General features: G+C 71.4%; 15 protein-coding genes and 1 pseudogene. 12 read left to right on the top strand and 4 right to left on the bottom strand.

The annotated features are described in order from the left end of the window. Positions 1 to 40: 40 nt before the first annotated feature. Positions 41 to 1060, bottom strand: a complete 1020-nt coding sequence (locus ACYVF6_RS24725) for a coenzyme F420-0:L-glutamate ligase (RefSeq protein ID WP_460524890.1) — start codon at positions 1058 to 1060, stop codon at positions 41 to 43. After that, positions 1057 to 2049 (bottom strand): 2-phospho-L-lactate transferase, encoded by a 993-nt coding sequence (cofD, locus tag ACYVF6_RS24720; protein WP_460524889.1) that lies wholly within the window; start codon positions 2047 to 2049, stop codon positions 1057 to 1059. Before cofD ends, ACYVF6_RS24725 begins: the two co-directional genes overlap by 4 nt. Before the next feature lie 216 nt (positions 2050 to 2265). Between cofD and ACYVF6_RS24715 the strand changes: the two genes are divergently transcribed. The 5 genes from ACYVF6_RS24715 to ACYVF6_RS24695 all read left to right on the top strand — a co-directional run bounded on the left by ACYVF6_RS24715 (position 2266) and on the right by ACYVF6_RS24695 (position 12076). Further along, on the top strand, positions 2266 to 3954 hold the full coding sequence (locus ACYVF6_RS24715; protein ID WP_460524888.1) for a hypothetical protein: 1689 nt from the start codon (positions 2266 to 2268) through the stop codon (positions 3952 to 3954). A gap of 829 nt (positions 3955 to 4783) precedes the next feature. Next, positions 4784 to 5044, top strand: coding sequence for a WhiB family transcriptional regulator (locus tag ACYVF6_RS24710; RefSeq protein WP_460524887.1), 261 nt, complete (start codon positions 4784 to 4786; stop codon positions 5042 to 5044). A gap of 596 nt (positions 5045 to 5640) precedes the next feature. Beyond that, positions 5641 to 8817, top strand: coding sequence for a glycosyltransferase (locus ACYVF6_RS24705; protein ID WP_460524886.1), 3177 nt, complete (start codon positions 5641 to 5643; stop codon positions 8815 to 8817). A 128-nt stretch (positions 8818 to 8945) separates the two neighbouring features. Next, the gene (locus ACYVF6_RS24700; RefSeq protein WP_460524885.1) at positions 8946 to 10517 is read left to right on the top strand and encodes a DUF5719 family protein; all 1572 of its coding nucleotides are present in this window, start codon (positions 8946 to 8948) and stop codon (positions 10515 to 10517) included. Between the two features lie 35 nt (positions 10518 to 10552). Beyond that, complete coding sequence (locus ACYVF6_RS24695; RefSeq protein WP_460524884.1) at positions 10553 to 12076, top strand: alpha/beta hydrolase; 1524 nt, start codon at positions 10553 to 10555, stop codon at positions 12074 to 12076. A 25-nt stretch (positions 12077 to 12101) separates the two neighbouring features. Here ACYVF6_RS24695 and ACYVF6_RS24690 read toward each other — a convergent pair whose 3' ends face one another. Then, complete coding sequence (locus ACYVF6_RS24690; protein WP_460524883.1) at positions 12102 to 12551, bottom strand: metallopeptidase family protein; 450 nt, start codon at positions 12549 to 12551, stop codon at positions 12102 to 12104. A gap of 166 nt (positions 12552 to 12717) precedes the next feature. On the opposite strand from ACYVF6_RS24690, the gene ACYVF6_RS24685 reads away from it, so the two are divergent. After that, positions 12718 to 13053 carry a DUF3499 domain-containing protein gene (locus ACYVF6_RS24685; protein WP_460524882.1) on the top strand — a complete coding sequence of 112 codons (336 nt, stop codon included), beginning with the start codon at positions 12718 to 12720 and terminating at the stop codon, positions 13051 to 13053. 517 nt (positions 13054 to 13570) lie between these two features. On the opposite strand, the gene ACYVF6_RS24680 is transcribed toward ACYVF6_RS24685, so the two are convergent. Beyond that, complete coding sequence (locus ACYVF6_RS24680; protein WP_460524881.1) at positions 13571 to 13873, bottom strand: YkvA family protein; 303 nt, start codon at positions 13871 to 13873, stop codon at positions 13571 to 13573. An 84-nt stretch (positions 13874 to 13957) separates the two neighbouring features. On the opposite strand from ACYVF6_RS24680, the gene ACYVF6_RS24675 reads away from it, so the two are divergent. The 6 genes and pseudogenes from ACYVF6_RS24675 to ACYVF6_RS24650 all read left to right on the top strand — a co-directional run. Further along, the gene (locus tag ACYVF6_RS24675; RefSeq protein ID WP_460524880.1) at positions 13958 to 14248 is read left to right on the top strand and encodes a hypothetical protein; all 291 of its coding nucleotides are present in this window, start codon (positions 13958 to 13960) and stop codon (positions 14246 to 14248) included. Between the two features lie 22 nt (positions 14249 to 14270). Further along, on the top strand, positions 14271 to 15629 hold the full coding sequence (locus tag ACYVF6_RS24670) for a phosphomannomutase/phosphoglucomutase (RefSeq protein WP_460524879.1): 1359 nt from the start codon (positions 14271 to 14273) through the stop codon (positions 15627 to 15629). Between the two features lie 11 nt (positions 15630 to 15640). Beyond that, positions 15641 to 15886, top strand: coding sequence for a Trm112 family protein (locus tag ACYVF6_RS24665; RefSeq protein WP_460524878.1), 246 nt, complete (start codon positions 15641 to 15643; stop codon positions 15884 to 15886). Next, positions 15883 to 16929: an SIS domain-containing protein gene (locus ACYVF6_RS24660; RefSeq protein ID WP_460524877.1), complete on the top strand. Its 1047-nt coding sequence runs from the start codon at positions 15883 to 15885 to the stop codon at positions 16927 to 16929. Before ACYVF6_RS24665 ends, ACYVF6_RS24660 begins: the two co-directional genes overlap by 4 nt. Before the next feature lie 5 nt (positions 16930 to 16934). Then, complete coding sequence (gene manA / locus ACYVF6_RS24655) at positions 16935 to 18095, top strand: class I mannose-6-phosphate isomerase (RefSeq protein ID WP_460524876.1); 1161 nt, start codon at positions 16935 to 16937, stop codon at positions 18093 to 18095. Continuing rightward, positions 18022 to 18957, top strand: a pseudogene (locus ACYVF6_RS24650) (N-acetylglucosamine kinase); the annotation flags it as partial. The gene manA and the pseudogene ACYVF6_RS24650, both read left to right, overlap by 74 nt. Positions 18958 to 19033 lie beyond the last annotated feature (76 nt).

The following is a 19033-nucleotide window of genomic DNA, read 5'->3' as shown; positions in this document are numbered from 1 at the left end:
CCCGTACTTGGGCCGGCGACGGCGTGGCGTTACGCCGGAGTCATTCCGGGGCGCCGATCGCGAGCAGGGAGGCGGCCACGTCGAGCACGCCGAGGCGTTCGACCGCGAACCCGAGCTTCAGCCGATCGAGCAGGACCGGGTCGGCACCGTCGACGGAGAGCAGGCAGCAGGTGGACGGCAGGGCGTACTGGTCGAGGATCGGCTTGCGGGTCTGGTGGTCGTCGATCTCGGTCACGCCCGGGACGGCGAACGCGGCGAGCACCTCGCGGACCACCTCCAGGTCGACGGGCTCCTCGCGAAGCGCGCCGACCGTACGGGGGAGCCGGGCCGCCGCGCGCATGGCCTCGCGGGTGCCGAGCGCGAACATGTCGTCGGGCCCGGTGCGTACGAGCGCGCTGACCCCAGGACCGTCGGCGTCGGTCAGGAGATGCCCGAGCCCGCTGATCACCGCGACCGGTACCTGCGCGAGCTTCGCCTTCACCAGGTCGGCAGCCGAGGCCAGCTCGTCGGCGTAGGCGGGAGCGGTGACCGCGAGCTCGTTGCCGTAGGCGTCGACCATCCCGCGATGTTCCGAGAGCGCGACCACACCGGCCGAGCCGACCGCGAGGTCGATCTGGCCGAGCCGCCACGGCCGCCCGAACGTGTCGGTGACCACGACACCGATCCGGACGCCGCCGAAGCGCGCGGACAGCGCCTGGCGCAGCTCGCGTGCGGAGGCATCAGGATCGAGCGGCAGCAGGACGAGCGAGCCGAGCGCGACGTTGGAGTTGTCGACACCCGCCGCCGCCATCACGAAGCCGTGCCGGGTCTGGACGATCTGGGTCTGCCCGCGCTGCGCGACCAGGCGTACGGTCTCCGCGCGCACGGCGTCGGTACGTTCGACGCCGTCGACGACGCGGCCCTCGGCCTTGCTCACGATCTTGCTGGACACCACCACGATGTCGCCGTCTGCGAGCCCGCCGGCGCCGAGGCCCCCGGCGATGATCGACGGGAGGTCGTCGCCCGCACCGAACTCCGGCAGCCCGTGGACCGGCCGGACCGAGACCGTGCCGTCGTTCACTGCTGCTTCACCTGTTCCGCCACCTCCAGCGCCGCGCGCGCGATCTCGGCGGTCGCCTCGACGTCGGACATCAGCAACGGCAGCGCACGGCACGCGATGCCGGCCGCCTGCACGTGGGCGACCGCGGCCTCGTCGCGGGAGTCGACGAGCCAGCCGTCGAGCAGGCCTCCGTCGCTTCTCGATCCGAAGTGCAGGGCTACGCCGCTCGCCGAGGTGTCGACGCCGATCGCGGGCAGCAGCTTGTCGGCCATCCCGCGGACGGGCGCGCCGCCGATGATCGGTGAGATGCCGACGACCGGCGCGGCGGCCGAACGTACGGCGTCCCGAATGCCCGGCACCGCGAGGATCGGCCCGATGCTCACGACGGGGTTGGACGGCGGGAACACGATCAGGTCGGCCTTGGTGATCGCCTCCAGCACGCCTGGTGCGGGCCTGGCCTGCTCGATCCCCTCGACCTCGAGGTCTGCGACGGGCAGCCCGGCGTGGTGGCGCACCCAGTATTCCTGGAAGTGCAGGCGCCGCCGGCCGTCGTCGGCCGCTGGGTCCTCGACGTAGACATGGGTCTCGACCCGCTCGTCGGTCATCGGGATCAAACGGACCGGCAGGCTCCACCGCGCGCAGAGCAACGCGGTCACCTCGGAGAGTGGATGGCCCTCATACAGCATGGACGTGCGGACGAGGTGGGTGCCGAGGTCGCGGTCGCCCAGCCCGAACCAGGCCGGCGCGCCGCCGTAAGCGGTGACCTCGGCGAGCGCGTTCCAGGTCTCGTCGGCGCGACCCCAACCCTGGGCCTCGTCGTTGCCTCCGCCCAGCGTGTACATCACGCTGTCGAGGTCGGGACTGACCCGCAGGCCGTAGAGAGTGATGTCGTCGCCGGTGTTGCCGATGACGGTGATGTCGGCAGGCTCGTCGAAGCTCTCGGTCGCGGCCAGCAGGCCGCGCAGAAAGCGGGCGGCACCGATTCCGCCCGCCAAGACGGTGATTCGCACGCGTCCAGTCTCCCCCGTAGCGCCGACAGAGCACATCGCCGGGCCGGACCGGGACCCGTCCCGGTTTATCTGTCGTACCGTCGGGGGTAGTGAGTGCGCCAGACCCGGAGATCCGACATAGTGAGTCGTGCGGCGCGCCGGGCGGACACAGCGTGCCGACTCCCGACTATGGGAGGCTGAAATGGATGAGAAACCACCATGACTGGGGGTAGCACAGTGCTAACCGAGACAACCGGGCGCTATCGCGAGATCTTCGCGTGGCTGATTCTTGGCGCCGCGGTGCTCAGGAGCGTAACGATCTTCTTCGGCTTGTTCGGGGCGAGCGAGTTCACCGATGCCGCTCTGACAGGCGGAACCGAGCTCACCGCCTTCGCGTCCGTCGCCCTGGTCGTGCTCGCGGTGATCTTGTGCACCCGGCTTGGCGAGCCCACTCCCAATGCTCGGACCGTAACCCTGATCGCCTTGATCGGGCTCGCTGTCCTTGGTGTGATCGGCTTGGTTTCGGCCTTCGCGGGCTTGTTGTCCGACTTCGACGCCTCCGACAAGATCGTCGGACTGATTGTGCAGATTGCCCAACTGGTTGCGCTTGGCGCTGGTGCGTTCTTCACGTTCCTGACTTTCCAGGGCCTGCCGGCGCCGCAGCCGGCGCAGGCTCAGCAGTTCGGGCAGTTCGCCGGCCAGCAGCCGGGCGGCTACCAGCAGCAGGGCCAGTTCGGTGGCTACCAGCAGGGGCAGCCCGCGCAGCAGGGTTACGGCCAGCAGGCCGGTGCCGGTGCCGCGGCGGGTGCTGCGGCGGGCTATGGCGCCGCCGAGTACGGCCAGCAGGCGTTCGGCCAGCAGCCGCAGGGCTATCAGCAGCAGGGCTATGGGCAGGAGCAGCAGCCCGCCTATGGCCAGCAGGACTACGGCCAGGTGCAGCCGAGTGCGTACGGCCTGCCCGGTCAGGAGGGCGAGCCGCAGGCCGACCCGGCTGGTGCCGGTGCTGGCGCTGGTGCGGTGTCGTCGCACGGTCAGCAGGACTACGGCCAGGGCGGCGCGGTGTCGTCCCACGGGCAGCAGGCCTACGGCGACCCGGCGGGTGCGGGTGCCGGCGGTGGTGCGGTGTCGTCGCATGGCCAGCAGGACTACGGCCAGGGCGGCGCGGTGTCCTCGCACGGGCAGCAGGCCTACGGGCAGGAGCAGCAGCCGGGCTATGGCCAGGAGCAGCCCGCCTACGGCCAGTACGGCTCTGAGCAGACCGTGGCGTACGGCCAGCAGGCCGGCTACGGCGACCAGGCCGGTGCGGTCTCGTCGCACGGGCAGCAGGGTGGCTACGCCCAGGACCCCGCGCAGCAGGGCTACGGCCAGCAGGGCTACGACCCCGCGCAGCAGGGCTACGGCCAGGACCCCGCACAGCAGGGTTATGGGCAGGACCCGGCCCAGCAGGGTTATGGGCAGGACCCGGCCCAGCAGGGTTATGGGCAGGACCCGGCCCAGCAGGGTTATGGGCAGGACCCGGCCCAGCAGGGCTATGGGCAGCAGCAGTACGGCGGCGGGCAGGAGTTCGGCCAGCAGCAGTACGGCCAGCCTGCGTACGGCCAGCAGGGCTACGGTCAGGACCCGGCGCAGCAGGGCTACGGTCAGCAGCAGTACGGCGGCGGCCAGGACTTCGGCCAGCAGCAGTACGGCCAGCCCGGCTATGGCGACCAGCCCGGCGGCCAGCAGCCCGCCCAGTCCCAGCCCGTCGATGAGAAGACCCAGATCTTCGGCGGCGACTTCAGCGCCATCCGCGACGAACCCCCGGCGGGCTCGGGCGGCCAGCTCGACCAAATGCTGGGCGGCCAGGACCAACCCCAGGACCCCGCCGACAAGCCGGAAGGCCAGGGCGACCAGCAGCAGGGCTGGTGGTCCCAGCCCCCGCGGTAACGCGCCAGAGCCAACGCTCGCCACGATTCTGAACACCGTGGAGGGCCGGACCGAGACCACGTGCCTCGGCCCGGCCCTCCTGCGCTTTTAGAGGAGCTTCGGGGCCGACTGCCACCGCACGAGAGGTGGCCCAGGACGGCCTTAAGTCCCCTCGCCGCCGCCCACAAGCCACCCCGCCCCGCATCTGGCCGCACCTCGCCCGCATCGGCCCGAGAGCTCCCGCCGCGGGGCCGAGCGCTGCAGCTGAGCCGCATGCCTCGCCGTTGCCCCGCGATGCCGGGCTGGCCATGCCCTGCCGCACCGGGAAGCCCCGCAGAGCCGAGCAGGGCGTCCGTGGGCGGACATGAGGGTGTCCGGCGGCGGACGCGGCCGCGACCTAGAATGCCGCTTCTCTGTGTCTTCCCACCGTCCTCGCGCGGCTTTGGAGCTGCCTCGCGGCGGCTTTTGGCGAGCGTGGGCGGCACACTGGCGGCCCTTGCTCGTTCTCCTGCTGTCAGCGTCCGCCGCGACGCCGATCCGGCACGGCAAGATCATGAACGGCCCGATTGTCAAGGCGGCGCGCCCAGTTCTCCGCCCTATAGCAGACCCGTTATGGACCTCATAGCAGACCCCGGGTTGACTTCTGCGGATTTCCGGCGTGTAATTTCACTCGTGTCATTCACTCGCGATCGGGCCAACTGACCTGAAAGCGACAAAACGGACATGACGTGCAGGGTAGCGGCACCTGCGGCCGTGGCCCCGTCGGGGTGGCCCGACTCTGACGGAAGTTCCTGCATCGTCCAAACGGGGTCTCAATGTGACGGGGAAACGGGTCGAGGAGGCGAGGACCGTGCTAGAGAACTACCTGCTGCACGGCGGCGCCGAGGAAGAGCTCAGCTGGCAGGAGCGCGCACTCTGCGCGCAGACCGATCCAGAGGCGTTCTTTCCGGAGAAAGGCGGGTCCACCCGCGAAGCCAAGCGAGTCTGCTTGGAATGCGAAGTCCGCGACGAGTGCTTGAGCTACGCGCTGGCGCACGACGAGCGCTTCGGCATCTGGGGCGGACTCTCCGAACGTGAACGCAGACGTCTGAAGAGACGCGCGGCCAGCTGACAACGGGGCCACAACTTCCGCACCAGTTCGCCACCGCACATCCACGGCTCGGGTCAGTTCGGGCCAACCCTGCCGTTGCGCGGTGAGCTGGCGCATGGAGTGTCTTCAGGGGCGTGACAGAGACGGTCGGGCCGGCCGTACGAAAGTCACCAAAGCGTGCTGAAAGTCCAACCGGTTCGAGCCCGGCAGGCACCTGCCGTGCCGGGCTCGGACCGGGGCCGACGATCAACGGTCCCATCCGGTCCGAGGCGAGCGCGGCAAGATCAATCCGCGCAAACCGGCTGGTGAGCCAGCGGGACGCTCTCCCGGGCGGGGTGGTAACCCCGCGAAGCCGAAGCAGTATCCAGCGTTCTGCCTTAGGGTGAGGCCTTGCACCGCACCTCGGAGGCAGCGGCTTCGCCCACGTCCGACGGTGCCGGTGTCCACCGGTTGCTCCTCCCCGAGCAGCAACACCGAACGGACAAGAGGACTTCAAGCCAGGCATGAGCGCGCACGAAGGAATGGCGGGGTCTGGGGTCGCCCCCAGAAATGCACCGCCGGGCTCCGGGGCCTCACCAAGGCAGGCACAGCCTGGTAACTCATCGTCACCGCACGAGGTGGCTCACATCGTCACCGCGGTCGTCGTCACGCACAACGGTGAACGCTGGCTCGGTGAGCTGATCGCCGGCCTCCGGCAGCAGCGGCGTACCCCCGACCGGGTCGTCGTGGTCGACACCGGCAGCAGCGACGGTTCACGCGACCTGATCGGCCGGGCGTTCGGTCCGCAGGTCATCCTGAACGCGCCGCCGTCGACCGGGTTCGGTGCCGCCGTCAACAAGGCCGAGCGTGCCCTGCCCGCTCGCAACCAGCATGCCGTCGAGTGGCTCTGGCTGCTCCACGACGACTGCTCCCCCACGCCGGCAGCGCTGCACCACCTGCTCGAACTGGCCCAGAACGTCCCCACCGCAGCCGTGATCGGGCCGAAGCTGCGCAGCTGGCCGCGCGGCCGCCAGCTGCTGGAGATGGGCGTCCAGATCACCGGCAGCGGCAACCGCGAGACCGGACTGGAGTACGCCGAGTTCGACCAGGGCCAGCACGACTCGATCCGGGACGTGCTGGCGGTGGGTACGGCCGGCATGCTCGTCCGCCGCGACGTGTTCGAACGGCTCAAGGGCTTCGACCCGCGGATCAAGCTGTTCCGCGACGACGTCGACTTCGGCTGGCGCGCCATCCGAGCCGGGTTCCGCGTGATCACCTGCCCGGAGTCGATCGTCTTCCACGCCGAGGCAGCCGCCCGTGGCGGCCGTCGCCTGCACGCCGTACGCGGCCGCGTGCGCCGGGTCGACCGCACCCACGCGATGTACACCCTGCTGGCCAACTGCGCATGGTGGGCCGTTCCGCTGGTCTGGTTGCGCATGATCGCGGGCGGTCTCTTCCGTACGATCGGTCTGCTGATCGCCAAGTGGCCGGACGCCGCGTACGACGAGTTCCGCGCGACGCTGACCACGTTCCTGCGTCCCGACCTGATCCTGGTCGGACGCCTGCGCCGGGCCGGCCGTAAGAAGGTCAACCGCCGGGCGATCCGCCACCTGTTCCCGCCGCCCTGGATCGGCATCCTGCACACCGTCGACCAGCTCGCGGGCGTCGTCTCGGCCCGCACCGGTACCCACAGCGGGCCGGCCCGCCGCCGCAGGGGCGCGGCCGCCGAGTCCGGACCGGTCTCGGAGGAGGCCGAGTCGATGGACGACTCGAGCTCCGGCGTCGTGCGCTGGGTGCTCACCCGTCCGTCCGTGCTACTGGTCGGCGCGCTCGTACTTATCACGGTCGTCGCGAGCCGAGGCCTGCTGGGCAGCGGTTCGCTCGGCGGTGGCGCGCTGCTGCCTGCTCAGGAGAGCTTCGGCGAGCTGTGGCGCGCGTACACCTCCAGCTGGCCGCTGGTCGAGCTGGGCGGCGGAGCCCCCATGCCTCCGTACGTCGCGGTCGTCGGCGCGCTGTCGACGTTGACGATCGGCAACGTCGGGCTGGCGGTCGACCTGCTCGTGCTCGGCTCGGTGCCGCTCGCGGGCCTGACGGCCTACTTCTTCAGCCGCGAGATCGCCAAGGCCCGTGCCGTACGCATCTGGGCGGCGGCGAGCTACGCGCTGCTGCCCGCCGCGACCGGCGCGATCGCCGCCGGTCGGATCGGCACCTGCACCGCGGCCATCCTGCTCCCGCTGCTCGGCATGGCGGCGGTTCGCATGGTGCGATCCGTGCGCGGCAACGCCAAGGAAGCGTCCTGGAGCAGCACCTGGGCGACCGCGCTCGCGCTCGCCGTGGTCACCGCGTTCGTCCCGCTGGCGTACGGCTTCGCGGCCGTGCTCGCCATCGCGGCGCTGGTGGCGTACGCCCCGCGCGGACGGCTCGCGGCGCGGTTCGCGATCGTGCTCGTCGTACCGCCCGTCCTGCTGCTGCCGTGGCTGACGACCCTGTTGTCGAATCCCGAATGGGTGCTCGGCGAGGCCGGCCGCGCGACGGTCGGGCTGGCCGACTCCGCGCTGCCGCCGTACCTCTTCGCGTTCGCCGATCCCGGCGGTCCTGGTGGCGCGCCCTGGTGGATCCTGATCCCGCTGGCCGCGGTCGCCCTGATCGCGCTGCTGCGCCGCGACCGCGCCAACGGCGTGATCGCCGCCTGGGCGGTGTCGCTGGTCGCACTCGCGATCGGCCTGGTCCAGAGCCGGCTGCTGATCCAGACCGACTGGCTGCCCGACTCCGTGCCCGCGTGGCCCGGTTTCGCGGCCGTCGTGATCGCGACCGGCTGGATCGTCGCCGTGGCGCACGCGGCCGATGGCGCGGTTCAGGTGTTCAGCCAGCGCAGCTTCTCCTGGCGGCAGCCAGGCGCCGGCCTGCTGCTGATCGTCTGCGCGATGACGCCGGCGTTCCTCGGCGGCTGGTGGCTGATCCGCGGCGCCGACGGCCCGCTCGACAGCCAGCCCGGAGCCGTACCCGCCTACATGGCACGCGCGATGGAGTCCGATACCGCTCCACGCACGCTGGTACTGCGACAGGGCGGTGAGCAGATCCGTTACGCCCTGCTCCGGGGCGACGGAGCCCGGCTCGGCGACGCCGAGTCGTCCAGCCCGGTGTCGAAGCTGCGCGTGGTCGACCAGGCGGTGTCGCAGGTGCTCGGCGAGGCCTCCAGGGAACGCGGTGCGCAGCGGCTGGCGACGTTCGGCGTGGGCTACATCTACCTGCCCGCACCGGCCGACCAGCGGCTCTCCGAGCTGCTCGACACCACGCCGGGCCTGACCCGTTCGAGCGCTCCCGCGGGCGCCGGCGCCTGGCAGCTCGAGCTGCCCGCCGGCCAGGCACGGATCGTCGAGGAAGGCGACCGCGACCCGGCGCAGACGACCGTGCTGGAAGGCGGCCAGGGCGCGATCCAGACCTCGATCCCTGCGAGCGAGAAGTCTCGCAAGCTGGTGTTGGCCGAGGCTGCCGACGCCGACTGGACCGCCACACTCGACGGTGAGCGGCTCAAGCCGATCGAGTACGACGGGTGGGCGCAGGCGTTCGAGCTGCCGAGCGGCGGCGGCCGGCTGGTCGTCGAGCACGACTCGCCGCTGCACCTACGCCTGGTCGTACTCCAGGGCCTGCTGGTGATCCTGGTGCTCGTGCTGTCGCTGCCCACCAGGGCGCGCCGCGACACCCCGATCGAGTACACCGAGCCGGGCGGCAGGCACGGCGCGACCGACCCGATGGCGCTGCCGGATCACACCGCGATCCGCCGGGCCGGAGACCAGGTGACGACACGCTCATGAACACCGGAAACCCCAGACGAGGCACGCCGAACCAAGGCCCTGGCCAGCCGGGGCATCCCGGGCAGGCCGGACCGCAGGGGCCACCCGGAGCTCAGGGACCTCAGGGGCAGCCTCCGCGGGCCGGGCGGGTGACCACGCGCCGGCGTTCTGCGGGCTCGGGTTCCAGCAAGCGGCAGAAGCGGAACCGGCGGCCCACTCCGATCGCCGGTCGCCGCGACGCCATGCTGCGGGTCGGTGCCGTACTCGGCGGCTTCGGCCTCCTGGTCGGGCTCGCGACGCTCTTCCCGGCTTCCGGCGACAGCGGGAAGGCGGCCGCCCAGTCGGTCCGCGTCCCCGTGGACCAGGCGACGCTGGCCTGCCCGGAGTCCGCGTTCGCGAAGAGCTCGACGTCGACCGAGGTCGCCGCCGTCGCCGCGCCGTCCAAGCTCGACGACGTGGCCGCCAGTGAGGCGAGCAAAGGCGGCGAGCTGACGATCGCTGACCTCGCGGGCGGCAAGCCGCTCGCCAAGGCGAACCGGCGCGAGCAGCAGGCCTCGACGACCGTACGCAAGGGCGGCCAGCAGCCCCTGATCGCGGAGGGGACGCAGGGCCTCGCGCCCGGCGCGACCGCCGGCCAGATCACCCGTACCACCTCCGGACCGGCGCGCGGCCTGTCGGAGGCGGCGTGCTCGAGTCCTGGCTCGGAGTTCTGGTTCGTCGGCCCGGGCAGCGCGGTCGGACGGCACGGCCGGCTCTACCTCAGCAACGCCGACGACACCGCGGCCCAGCTCGACATCCTGCTGTACGACGAGAAGGGCCTGATCAAGGACGACGCGACGCGCAGCCTCGAGGTCGGCGCGCACAAGCAGCGTGTCGTCAAGCTCGACGCCTACGCGCCGACCAGCCAGCGGCTGGCCGTCCAGGTGAAGGTGTCCCGGGGCCGCGTGGTCGCGGCGATGCGCGACGACATGGTCGACGGGAGCACCGGTACGCCTCTCGGCATCGACTGGATTCCGCCGGCGAGCGCGCCGGGCAAGCAGTTGGTCGTACCCGGGCTGGCGTCCGGCAGCGGTGCGAGGGTGCTCACGATCGTCGCGCCCGGCGACACCTCCGCCGTCGTCGACCTCGGGGTGATGGGCAAGGACAACACGTTCACGCCGGCCAAGCTCGGGCGGCTCGAGGTGCCCGCCGGCACCGTCAAGCAGGTCGCGCTGGAGTCGGCGACCTACCAGATCGCGTCCGGACTCCGGATCAGCTCCGACGTGCCCGTGACCGCCTCCGTACGCAGCGACCTCGGGCCGAAGGCCGGGCCGAGCGACTTCGCGCACTCGGCGGCGGTGGCGCCCCTGACCGGGCCGGCGGTCGTACCCACGACGCTCAGCGGCTCGAAGATCAAGGCGTCGCTGCTGCTGAGCGCGCTCGGGCGTACCCCCGTCGACGCCGAGATCACGCTGCTCGCGCCGGACGGACGGCAGCAGCCGCCGATCAAGGTGACCGTGCCGGCCGGCGGAACGCTTTCGACCAAGCTGCCGGGGATCAAGGGCTCGTCGCGGTACACCGTGGTCGTGACACCGGCCGAGCCGGGCAAGCTGGTCGGCACCCGGCTCCAGGTGGAGTCTGCCGAGGACGGGCCGCTGGTGTCGTCGTGGCAGCTCACGACCGCTCGTACGACGACCGTGCGTCCCGTTGCCTCGCCGGACCCGGGCGTCGCACTGCGCTAGTTTCCTGGAGTGACGGCTGGGGTACGCGCCGCTACATGGCCGTTCCCTGGCCTCGTGCCACCCTCACTGTCGCGATTCTGCTTGCCGCCGTCGCCGCATGCACCGAGCCACCGAAGGATGCCGTCGAGGACTCGCTGGTGCCGGAGCGGCTGACCGGTGTGGCCGGGAAGCTCGCCTGGAGCAGGTGCCAGGACGACGAGTTGCGCCAGCTCAAGATGGACTGCGCCACGCTGGCCGTTCCGCTGGACTACGCGAATCCAGGCGGTACGAAGCTCCGGCTCGCGGTGTCGCGGCTGCCCCGCAAGGTGTCCAAGCAGCAGTATCTCGGCGTCATGCTCACCAACCCCGGTGGCCCGGGCGAGCCCGGCCTGGCCGTACCCACGCTGGTCGACGGCCTGCCGCGGCACGTCAGCGACCGGTACGACTGGATCGGCTTCGACCCGCGCGGCATCGGCGCGAGCCGGCCGGCAGTCCACTGCGACCCGGACAACGACCTGCTCTACCGGCGGACCTACGTCACCACGACGGCGGCCGAGGTGGCGGGTTGGCGCAAGCACGCCCAGCGGTACGCCGCCGCGTGCGGGAAGCGCAGCGGCAAGCTGCTCGAGCACATGACGACGCTGGACACCGCGCTCGACCTGGAGAGCATCCGGCGTTCGCTGGGCGCCACGCGGGTCTCGTACTACGGGTTCTCCTACGGCACGTACCTCGGCGCGGTCTACGCGACGCGGTTCCCGGACCGGCTGGACAAGCTGGTGCTCGACAGCAACGTCAACCCCCGGCAGGTGTGGTACCGCTCGATCTTCAGCCAGGACATCGCTTTCGAGGCCAACGGCAGGAGCTGGTTCGGCTGGCTCGCGAAGTACGACAGGCGGTACCACCTCGGCAAGACCGAGTCGGCCGTCGAGCGAAAGTTCTACGCGACGATGAACGCGCTGCCGGCCAACCCACCGCCCGGGCAGATCGGCCGGAACGAGTGGATCGACGCGTTCCTGACCGGGCTGTACTCGCCCGACAACTGGGACAGCTCGGCCACGATGTGGACCAGCTGGTTGCGTTCGCGCGATCCGACGCCGATCGTGAACACGCTGAAGCTGGAGCCGGAGAACACCAAAGCGGCCAGCCTCGCGGTCACCTGCACCGACACGCCGTGGCCGTCGCTCGAGACGTTGGTGCGCGACACCCGTTCGACGTACGGGAGGGCACGGCTGGTGACGTGGGCGAACACCTGGCAGTCTGCGCCGTGTGTGTACTGGCCTGCCTCGGCGGAGGAGCCGGTTGCCGTGTCGGGGAGTGGGGTGCGGAGTGCGCTCCTGATCGACCAGACGCACGACGGGCCGACGCCGTACGCGGGGAGCCTGGAGCTGCGGCGGCTGATCCCGAAGGCGAGCCTGTTGGCGGTGCCGGGCGGCACCGCGCACGCGGAGTCGCTGACCGGCAACCTCCCCTGCGTCGGCAACCAGGTGGCCGCCTACCTGGCGAGCGGCACGCTGCCGAAGCGCCTGGCGGGCAACCAGGCGGACGCGACCTGCAAGGCGAACGTGCCCCGGCCCGGGTGACGGGTGAGCGCGCCTGGGTGAGGGCTCAGCCGGGGTCGATGTCCTCCGGGTGGCGGCCGAGGAGCTCGGCCACCTGCTCGAGCACGACGTCGCTGACCAGGGCGGCGAGCTCCGCGCGCCCACCGGCCCGCAGCTCGATCGGCCGGCGGTAGATCACGATCCGCGGGCCGTTGCCGGTGGTGAGCACGGCGCCGAGCGGGATGTCGTCCGACAGCAGGAGGCGATCCGGCGGGGGCACCTCCTCGACGGCCACTTCGACGCTGGTCAGCTCGTCCGGCAGCCGCCGCTCCAGGCGTTCCAGGGCGTCCAGCACCATGTCGTCGAACCGCTGGGCGCGGCTGCGCGCCACTGGCACGCCGGTGGGCGCGAGCGGTCCGCGTACGGCCAGCGGCCCACGCATGCCACGCCCGTGCCGGTCGCGCCGGCGGCTGGGCTGGCGGCCGGCCGAACCCGGCTGAGGACGATCCGTCAACACAGCCAACGAGCCTACTGCCCGGTACAGACGGCCACTGCGGCCTGTCGCCGAACTTCGGCCAGTCCGGCCGCCGCGTGGCGGCGCGACGTTGGGGGTGGGGGCCGCTACTCTTCCTCGCGTGGGTTCGCTGCGGAAATGCTCAAGGTCGGGATGCGGCCGGCCTGCGGTGGCCACCCTCACCTATGTCTATGCCGACTCCACGGCTGTGCTGGGGCCACTCGCGACTTACGCCGAACCGCATTGCTACGACCTGTGCACCGAGCATGCGGAGCGGCTGACCGCACCGCGCGGCTGGGAGATCATCCGGCTCGCGCCCGACGAGGACGCCCTGCGCCCATCTCACGACGACCTCGAGGCCCTGGCCAACGCCGTCCGCGAGGCCGCCACCCAACCGGACGACCGCCAGCGCCGCCCATCGGGAAGTGGCGCGGGCAGCGGTTCCGGCAACCGGCCGAGCGGTCGGCGCGGCCACCTGCGCGTCCTCCGCAACCCCGACGAATAGGCCCAGCACCGGCGAACGCCACCCGGCTTCGGCCATCGAGCTCCGCCCCGGGCAGCGCGCCCGGCGAGCGGCCCACCGGCCAACGCAGCCGCTGGCGTGCTCCACCACCCGGCCGACCGGGCCAAGCACGGCACTCCACGAGCACGACACTCGATGCTCGCCATCCGGCATCGGCGCCGGGCAGTCAGCTCGGCAACCGGCCGAGTGGTCGGCGCGGCCACCTGCGCGTCCTCCGCAACCCCGACGAACAGGCCCAGCGCCCGCGAACGCCACGCGGCGTCGGCCATCGAGCTCCGCCGCGGGCAGCGCCCCCGGCGAGCGGCCCACCGGCCAACGCAGCCGCTGGAGTGCTCCGCCATCCGGCCGACCGGGCCAAGCACCGCACTCCGCGAACACGACCGTGCAGCGCCTGCCGTCCGGTAGCGGTGCGGAAGCGCGCCCAGCACACGCGGTCACGGACGCCAGGCGGCTTCGGCCATCGGACAGAGGCGCTGAACAGCGCGCCCGGCACCCGCGGTCAGCGGACGCGGGGGAGCTCTGGCTGTTCCGCCCGCCGCTTCTGCACCAGCCGCGTGAGGTAGACGAGCGTGCCGGCCAGCACCCCGATGTCGTCCAGGTAGATCGGGTCGGGGATGAGGTCGACCGGGAAGACCGTGTAGACCACGGCGAGCCAGAACGCCACGTTTCCGCCTGTGCCCAGCTCGGCCAGCAGCTTCCGGGTACGGAAGACCTTCACCAGCAGCACGATCGCGCCCGCCAGGGTGGCCAGGGCGAGGATGCTCAAGATCACGATGAGGATGACCCAGCCAGAGTCAGACATGCAGTAACGGTACGTCGTCCACGGTCTCCCCGCCGCCCACGCAGGGCATAGGCTTGTGACAAAGCTTCGGGAGGGGTTGAACAGATGTTGGAGATGCTCATCGGTGCAGCGATCTTCGCCGCCGGAATGGCTGCCGGCCGGTTCCTCCCCAGCCGTCGCGGCGGGCGCGGGAAGCAGAAGGAGATCCAGCCGATCTGCGCCTGCGGCCACGCCGTCTCCTTCCACGGCGAGGACGGCCGCTGCAGGGCCGAGGCCGAGGTCACCGAGTGGAAGGAGGGCCGCTGGATGGGCAACACCCGGCAGCCCTGCACCTGCCAGAAGTACACCGGCCCACAGCCGCTGCCCACGTTCTACGCACCCGAGATCACCGAGTAGTCAATCCGGATAGGGTGTCGGCGTGCCTGACCTCGAATCGGTTCTGTCCGAGATCATCAAGGCGTACGACATTCGCGGTGTCGTACCCGACCAGCTGAGCACCGACATCGCCTATGCCGTCGGCGCGGCGTTCGTCGAGATCCTGGAGCGTCCCGAGTCGGTGGTGGTCGGCCACGACATGCGGACCTCCTCGCCCGAGCTGGCCGCCGCGTTCATCGCCGGCGCGACCGCGCAGGGTGCGAACGTGATCGACATCGGCCTGGCATCCACCGACCTGCTCTACTTCGCGAGCGGCAAGCTCGAGCAGCCCGGCGCGATGATCACCGCGAGCCACAACCCCGCGCAGTACGGCGGCATCAAGCTCTGCCGCGCGGGCGCCGCTCCGGTCGGACGCGACACCGGCCTGGAGCAGATCCGCAGCCTGCTCCAGGAGGGCCTGCAACCCGCCACCGGCCCGGCCGGCACGGTCGAGCAGCGCGACCTGCTCGCCGACTACGCCGACCATCTGAAGACCCTGGTCGACCTCAGTGGAATCCGCCGCCTCAAGGTCGCAGCCGACGCCGGCAACGGCATGGCCGGCCACACCGTGCCGAAGGTCCTCGACGGCCTGAACGTCGAACTGGTCCCGATGTACTTCGAGCTCGACGGCACGTTCCCGCACCATGAGGCCAACCCGATCGAGCCCGCCAACCTCGTCGACCTCCAGGCAAAGGTCCGCGAGACCCAGGCCGACATCGGCCTGGCCTTCGACGGCGACGCCGACCGCTGCTGGGTGCTCGACGAGCGCGGCGAGTCGGTCTCGCCGTCCGCGATCACCGCGCTGATCGCCGTCCGCGAGCTCGCCAAGGAACCCGGCGCCAAGATCATCCACAACCTGATCACGAGCCGCGCGGTCCCCGAGATCGTCCGGGAGAACGGCGGCGAGCCGATCCGCGAGCGCGTCGGCCACTCGTTCATCAAGGCGACGATGGCCGAGACCGGTGCGATCTTCGGCGGCGAGCACTCCGCCCACTTCTACTTCCGCGACTTCTGGCGCGCCGACTCCGGCATGCTCGCCGCGCTGCACACAATGGCGGCGCTCGGCGGCCAGGACAAGCCGCTGTCGGAGCTGCTGCGGGAATACACCCGTTATGCCGCTTCCGGTGAGATCAACACCCGGGTCGACGACCAGGCCGGCGCGATGGCGCGCGTCAAGGAGACCTTCGCCGGCCGCGACGGCGTTACGGTCGACGAGCTCGACGGGCTCACGATCGAGCACGCCGACTGGTGGTTCAACCTGCGGCCCTCCAACACCGAGCCGGTCCTTCGCCTCAACGCCGAAGCGTCCGACGGGCAGACGATGGAGCAGGTCCGGGACGAGGTACTTGGGTTGCTGAAGTAAGGACGAAAGTGATGAACCTCGACAGTGAACTCCTGGAGATCCTGGCCTGTCCGGCCTGCAAGTCGACGCTTCGGGTCGACGACGCCGCCTCCGAGCTGATCTGCACCAACACAGACTGCCTGCTCGCCTATCCCGTCCGCGACGACATCCCGGTGCTGCTGGTCGACGAGGCCCGCAAGCCCGGCGAGTCCGCCGCGAAGACCGGCACGGACGACGCGGACGACGAAGGCGAGTCCGACAGCGGGTCGGGCGCGTGAGCACCGAGCCGTTCGACGACGCGCTGCTCGACGACTCGGACGCACTGGCCCGAGCCGACTCCGCGCTGCGCCATCTGGCGGAGTCCGGCGCCCGGGTACGCCGAGAGGCCGAGGCCTCCAAGCACGCCGTGCACGCGCTGATCGGCCAGGGCCGCCCCCGCGCGGTGGTCGCCGCCGGTGCCGACGCCCGGCTGCTGCGTGCCGTACTCGAGCCCTGGTGCCCGGTCCCGTTCGTCGCCTGGCCGGGTCCTGGCCTGCCGGGCTGGGTCGGCGCGCTCGACCTGGTGATCGTTCTCGCGCCGGCCGGTGACGCCGACGCCGAGACGGCCTCCGCGGTCAACGACGCCGTACGCCGTGGCTCGACGTTGCTGCTCGCCTGCCCGGAGGAGTCCGAGCTGGCCGAGGCCGGGCAGGGCCGCGACACCGTGATCGTGCCGTCGCAGACCGGCGACCCGCTCGCACTGGCCGTCGTGGTGTTGCAGGCGCTCCACAGCATGGAGCTCGGCCCCGAGCTGGCGGCGGACTCCGTGGCCGTGGCGCTCGACGAGGTGGCGACGATGTGCTCGCCGTACGCCGACGTGGCCACCAACCCCGCCAAGGACCTGGCGCTCGTCCTCGCCGACGCGCTGCCGCTGGTGTGGGGTGGCTCGGTGCTGGCCGCCCGGGCCGGGCGGCGGATCGTCGAGACGTTGCGGCGCGCGACCGGACGTCCGGCACTCGCCGCCGACGCCAACCACCTGCTGCCGGTGATCGAGGGGACGCCGCCGCGTGACCCGTTCGCCGACCCGTTCGCCGACCCGGCGGCACCACAGCTGCGCCACGCGCTGTTCCTCCTGGACGACGGCAACGAGGAGCCGGCGATCCGGGAAGGCCGCGGCCGGCTGCTGGCCGCGGCGGAGGCACGCGAGGTGCGCGCACGTACGTTGTCCTGGACCGAGGGTCCGGTGGTCGCGCGCTATGCGGCGTTGCAGGCGATCGGCACCTATGCCGCGGTCTACCTCGCGGTCGGCCTCGGCCGCTACGTCGCTTCGACGGAGACATAGCTTCGATGTTCCTTCTGCACAACACGATCCGGCCATACGCCTGGGGATCCCAGACCGCGATTCCCGACCTGCTCGGCGTGCCGCCCACCGGCGAACCGCAGGCCGAGCTCTGGATGGGCGCCCACCCCGGCTCGCCTTCGTACGCCGACGGTGGCTCCCTGCTCGACCTGATCAACGACGACCCGGAGACGCAGCTCGGCGCCAAGGTGCACGCGGAGTTCGGCGTACGACTGCCGTTCCTGCTGAAGCTGCTCGCGGCCGAGCAACCCCTTTCGCTGCAGGCGCATCCGAACCCGGAGCAGGCTCGCGCGGGTTACGGCCGGGAGAACGCCGCCGGCATCCCGATGGGCGCGCGCGAACGCAGCTACCAGGACCCGTACGCCAAGCCCGAGCTGATCTGCGCGCTGACGCCGTTCGAGGCGCTGGTGGGCTTCCGGCCGGTCGACGACGTACTGGCCGAGGCCGACAAGCTCGGCGTCCCCGAGCTGCAGCGCTACCTCACGCCGATCCGCGAGAACCCTTCCGATGAAGGGGTCCGGCGGGCGTTCACGTCGCTGATGTCGGCGCCGCAGCGCAGCCGCACGGGCCTGATCGAGGCGGTGGTGGCGGCCGCGAGACAGTCCGACCTGCCGATCGCCGGCCTGCTGGTGCGGCTGGGGGAGCGCTACCCCAGCGACGCCGGCGTGGTGGCGGCGTTCCTGCTGAACCACGTGTTCCTCTCGCCCGGCGACGCGATGTACCTGCCGGCCGGCAACCTGCACGCGTACGTCCGGGGGTTCGGCGTGGAGATCCTCGCCAACTCCGACAACGTGCTGCGCGGAGGCCTTACCAGCAAGCACATCGACCTGCAGGAGCTGGTGAGCATCCTCGACTTCACTCCGGCGGCGCCCAGGGTGCTGCGGCCGGAAACCTCCGGCGTGGAAGCGGTCTACGTCACGCCGGCGAAGGAGTTCCGGCTGTCGCGGGTCGACGTGCCCGTGGGCGAGTCGGTGCCGCTGGAGGTCGACGGGCCGCAGATCCTCGTGTGTACGTCGGGTTCGGTGTCGGTGGTCGGCAAGCAGACGGTCTCGCTGACGCCTGGCCACTCCGCGTATGCCGGGGCGGACGAGGGTGCCGTCGTACTCAGCGGCGAGGGCACGGTCTACCGCGCGACCGCCAACGTGTGATCGGGCCCTGGCGATGAGCACGGCGGTCGCCGTCGACGGCGGGCAGACCGGGCTCCGGCTGCGCTGCCTGCCGTCCGGCGCCACCGGAAGCGCACGGGGTTTCAGCTATCACGCCGGTGACGATGATCAGCACGCGATGGTGGCGGCCGTACGGACGGCTGCTGCTTCTGCCGGACTGACGGGACCGGTCGACGTGGTATGTGCCGGACTGTCCGGTGCGCCGGCGGATCCCTTGCTGCGCTCGCGATTGGCGGCCGGGATAGCGGAAGCGCTGTCCGCGCGCGAGGTGCGGCTGTGCCCCGACATGGTGACCGCGCATGCGGGCGCGCTCGGAGGTGTGCCCGGCGTGGTGCTCGCGGCCGGCACAGGCGTTGTCTGCTTGGGAGTCGGCGCCGATGGGCGTACGCATCGAGTCGACGGCTGCGGGCACCTGTTCGGTGACGCGGGCAGTGCGTTCGCGATCGGCCGGGCCGGGTTGGTCGCGGTGCATCGGGCGGCGGACGGCCGAGCCGGTGCGACGCTGCTCTCCTCCCTGGCCCGGCGAGCTTACGCCGTGGAGCTTTCGCAGCTGGCCCAGTCGCTGTACACCTCGCCGGCCGTCGTCTCGGACGTGGCGCGGTTCGCGCCGTACGTTGTCGAGGCTGCGGTTTCCGGCGATGCCGCCGCGCTCGAGATCGTCGAGCGGGCCGCATCGGATCTCGCCGAGACCACGGCTACGGCGGTGCGGGCAGTCGGCGTCGAGACCGTCGCGTACACAGGCAGGCTGTTCGAGGCCGGGCCGGTGCTGCTGGAGCCGTTCACGACGGAGCTGGCTCGGCTGGTGCCCGGCGTGGATGTGCGTGCCGCGCAAGGCGATCCGCTCGATGGTGCGGCGCGGCTGGCGTCGGGTCCGCTTGGGGCGCACGAGCCGCTCGTCCACGTCCACCGGTGGGAGCGGG

The organism is Flindersiella endophytica (genome assembly GCF_054779015.1).
Note: the sequence above shows the minus strand (reverse complement) of the source record. Positions and strands in the feature narration are given on the sequence as shown.

What these genes read in the sequence shown, in the direction of transcription:
- ACYVF6_RS24675 (WP_460524880.1), top strand. Translation starts at nt 13,958, where the DNA reads ATGTTGGAGATGCTCATCGGTGCAGCGATCTTCGCCGCCGGAATGGCT.
- ACYVF6_RS24695 (WP_460524884.1), top strand. Translation starts at nt 10,553, where the DNA reads ATGGCCGTTCCCTGGCCTCGTGCCACCCTCACTGTCGCGATTCTGCTT.
- ACYVF6_RS24665 (WP_460524878.1), top strand. Translation starts at nt 15,641, where the DNA reads ATGAACCTCGACAGTGAACTCCTGGAGATCCTGGCCTGTCCGGCCTGC.
- manA (WP_460524876.1), top strand. Translation starts at nt 16,935, where the DNA reads ATGTTCCTTCTGCACAACACGATCCGGCCATACGCCTGGGGATCCCAG.
- ACYVF6_RS24680 (WP_460524881.1), bottom strand. Translation starts at nt 13,873, where the DNA reads ATGTCTGACTCTGGCTGGGTCATCCTCATCGTGATCTTGAGCATCCTC.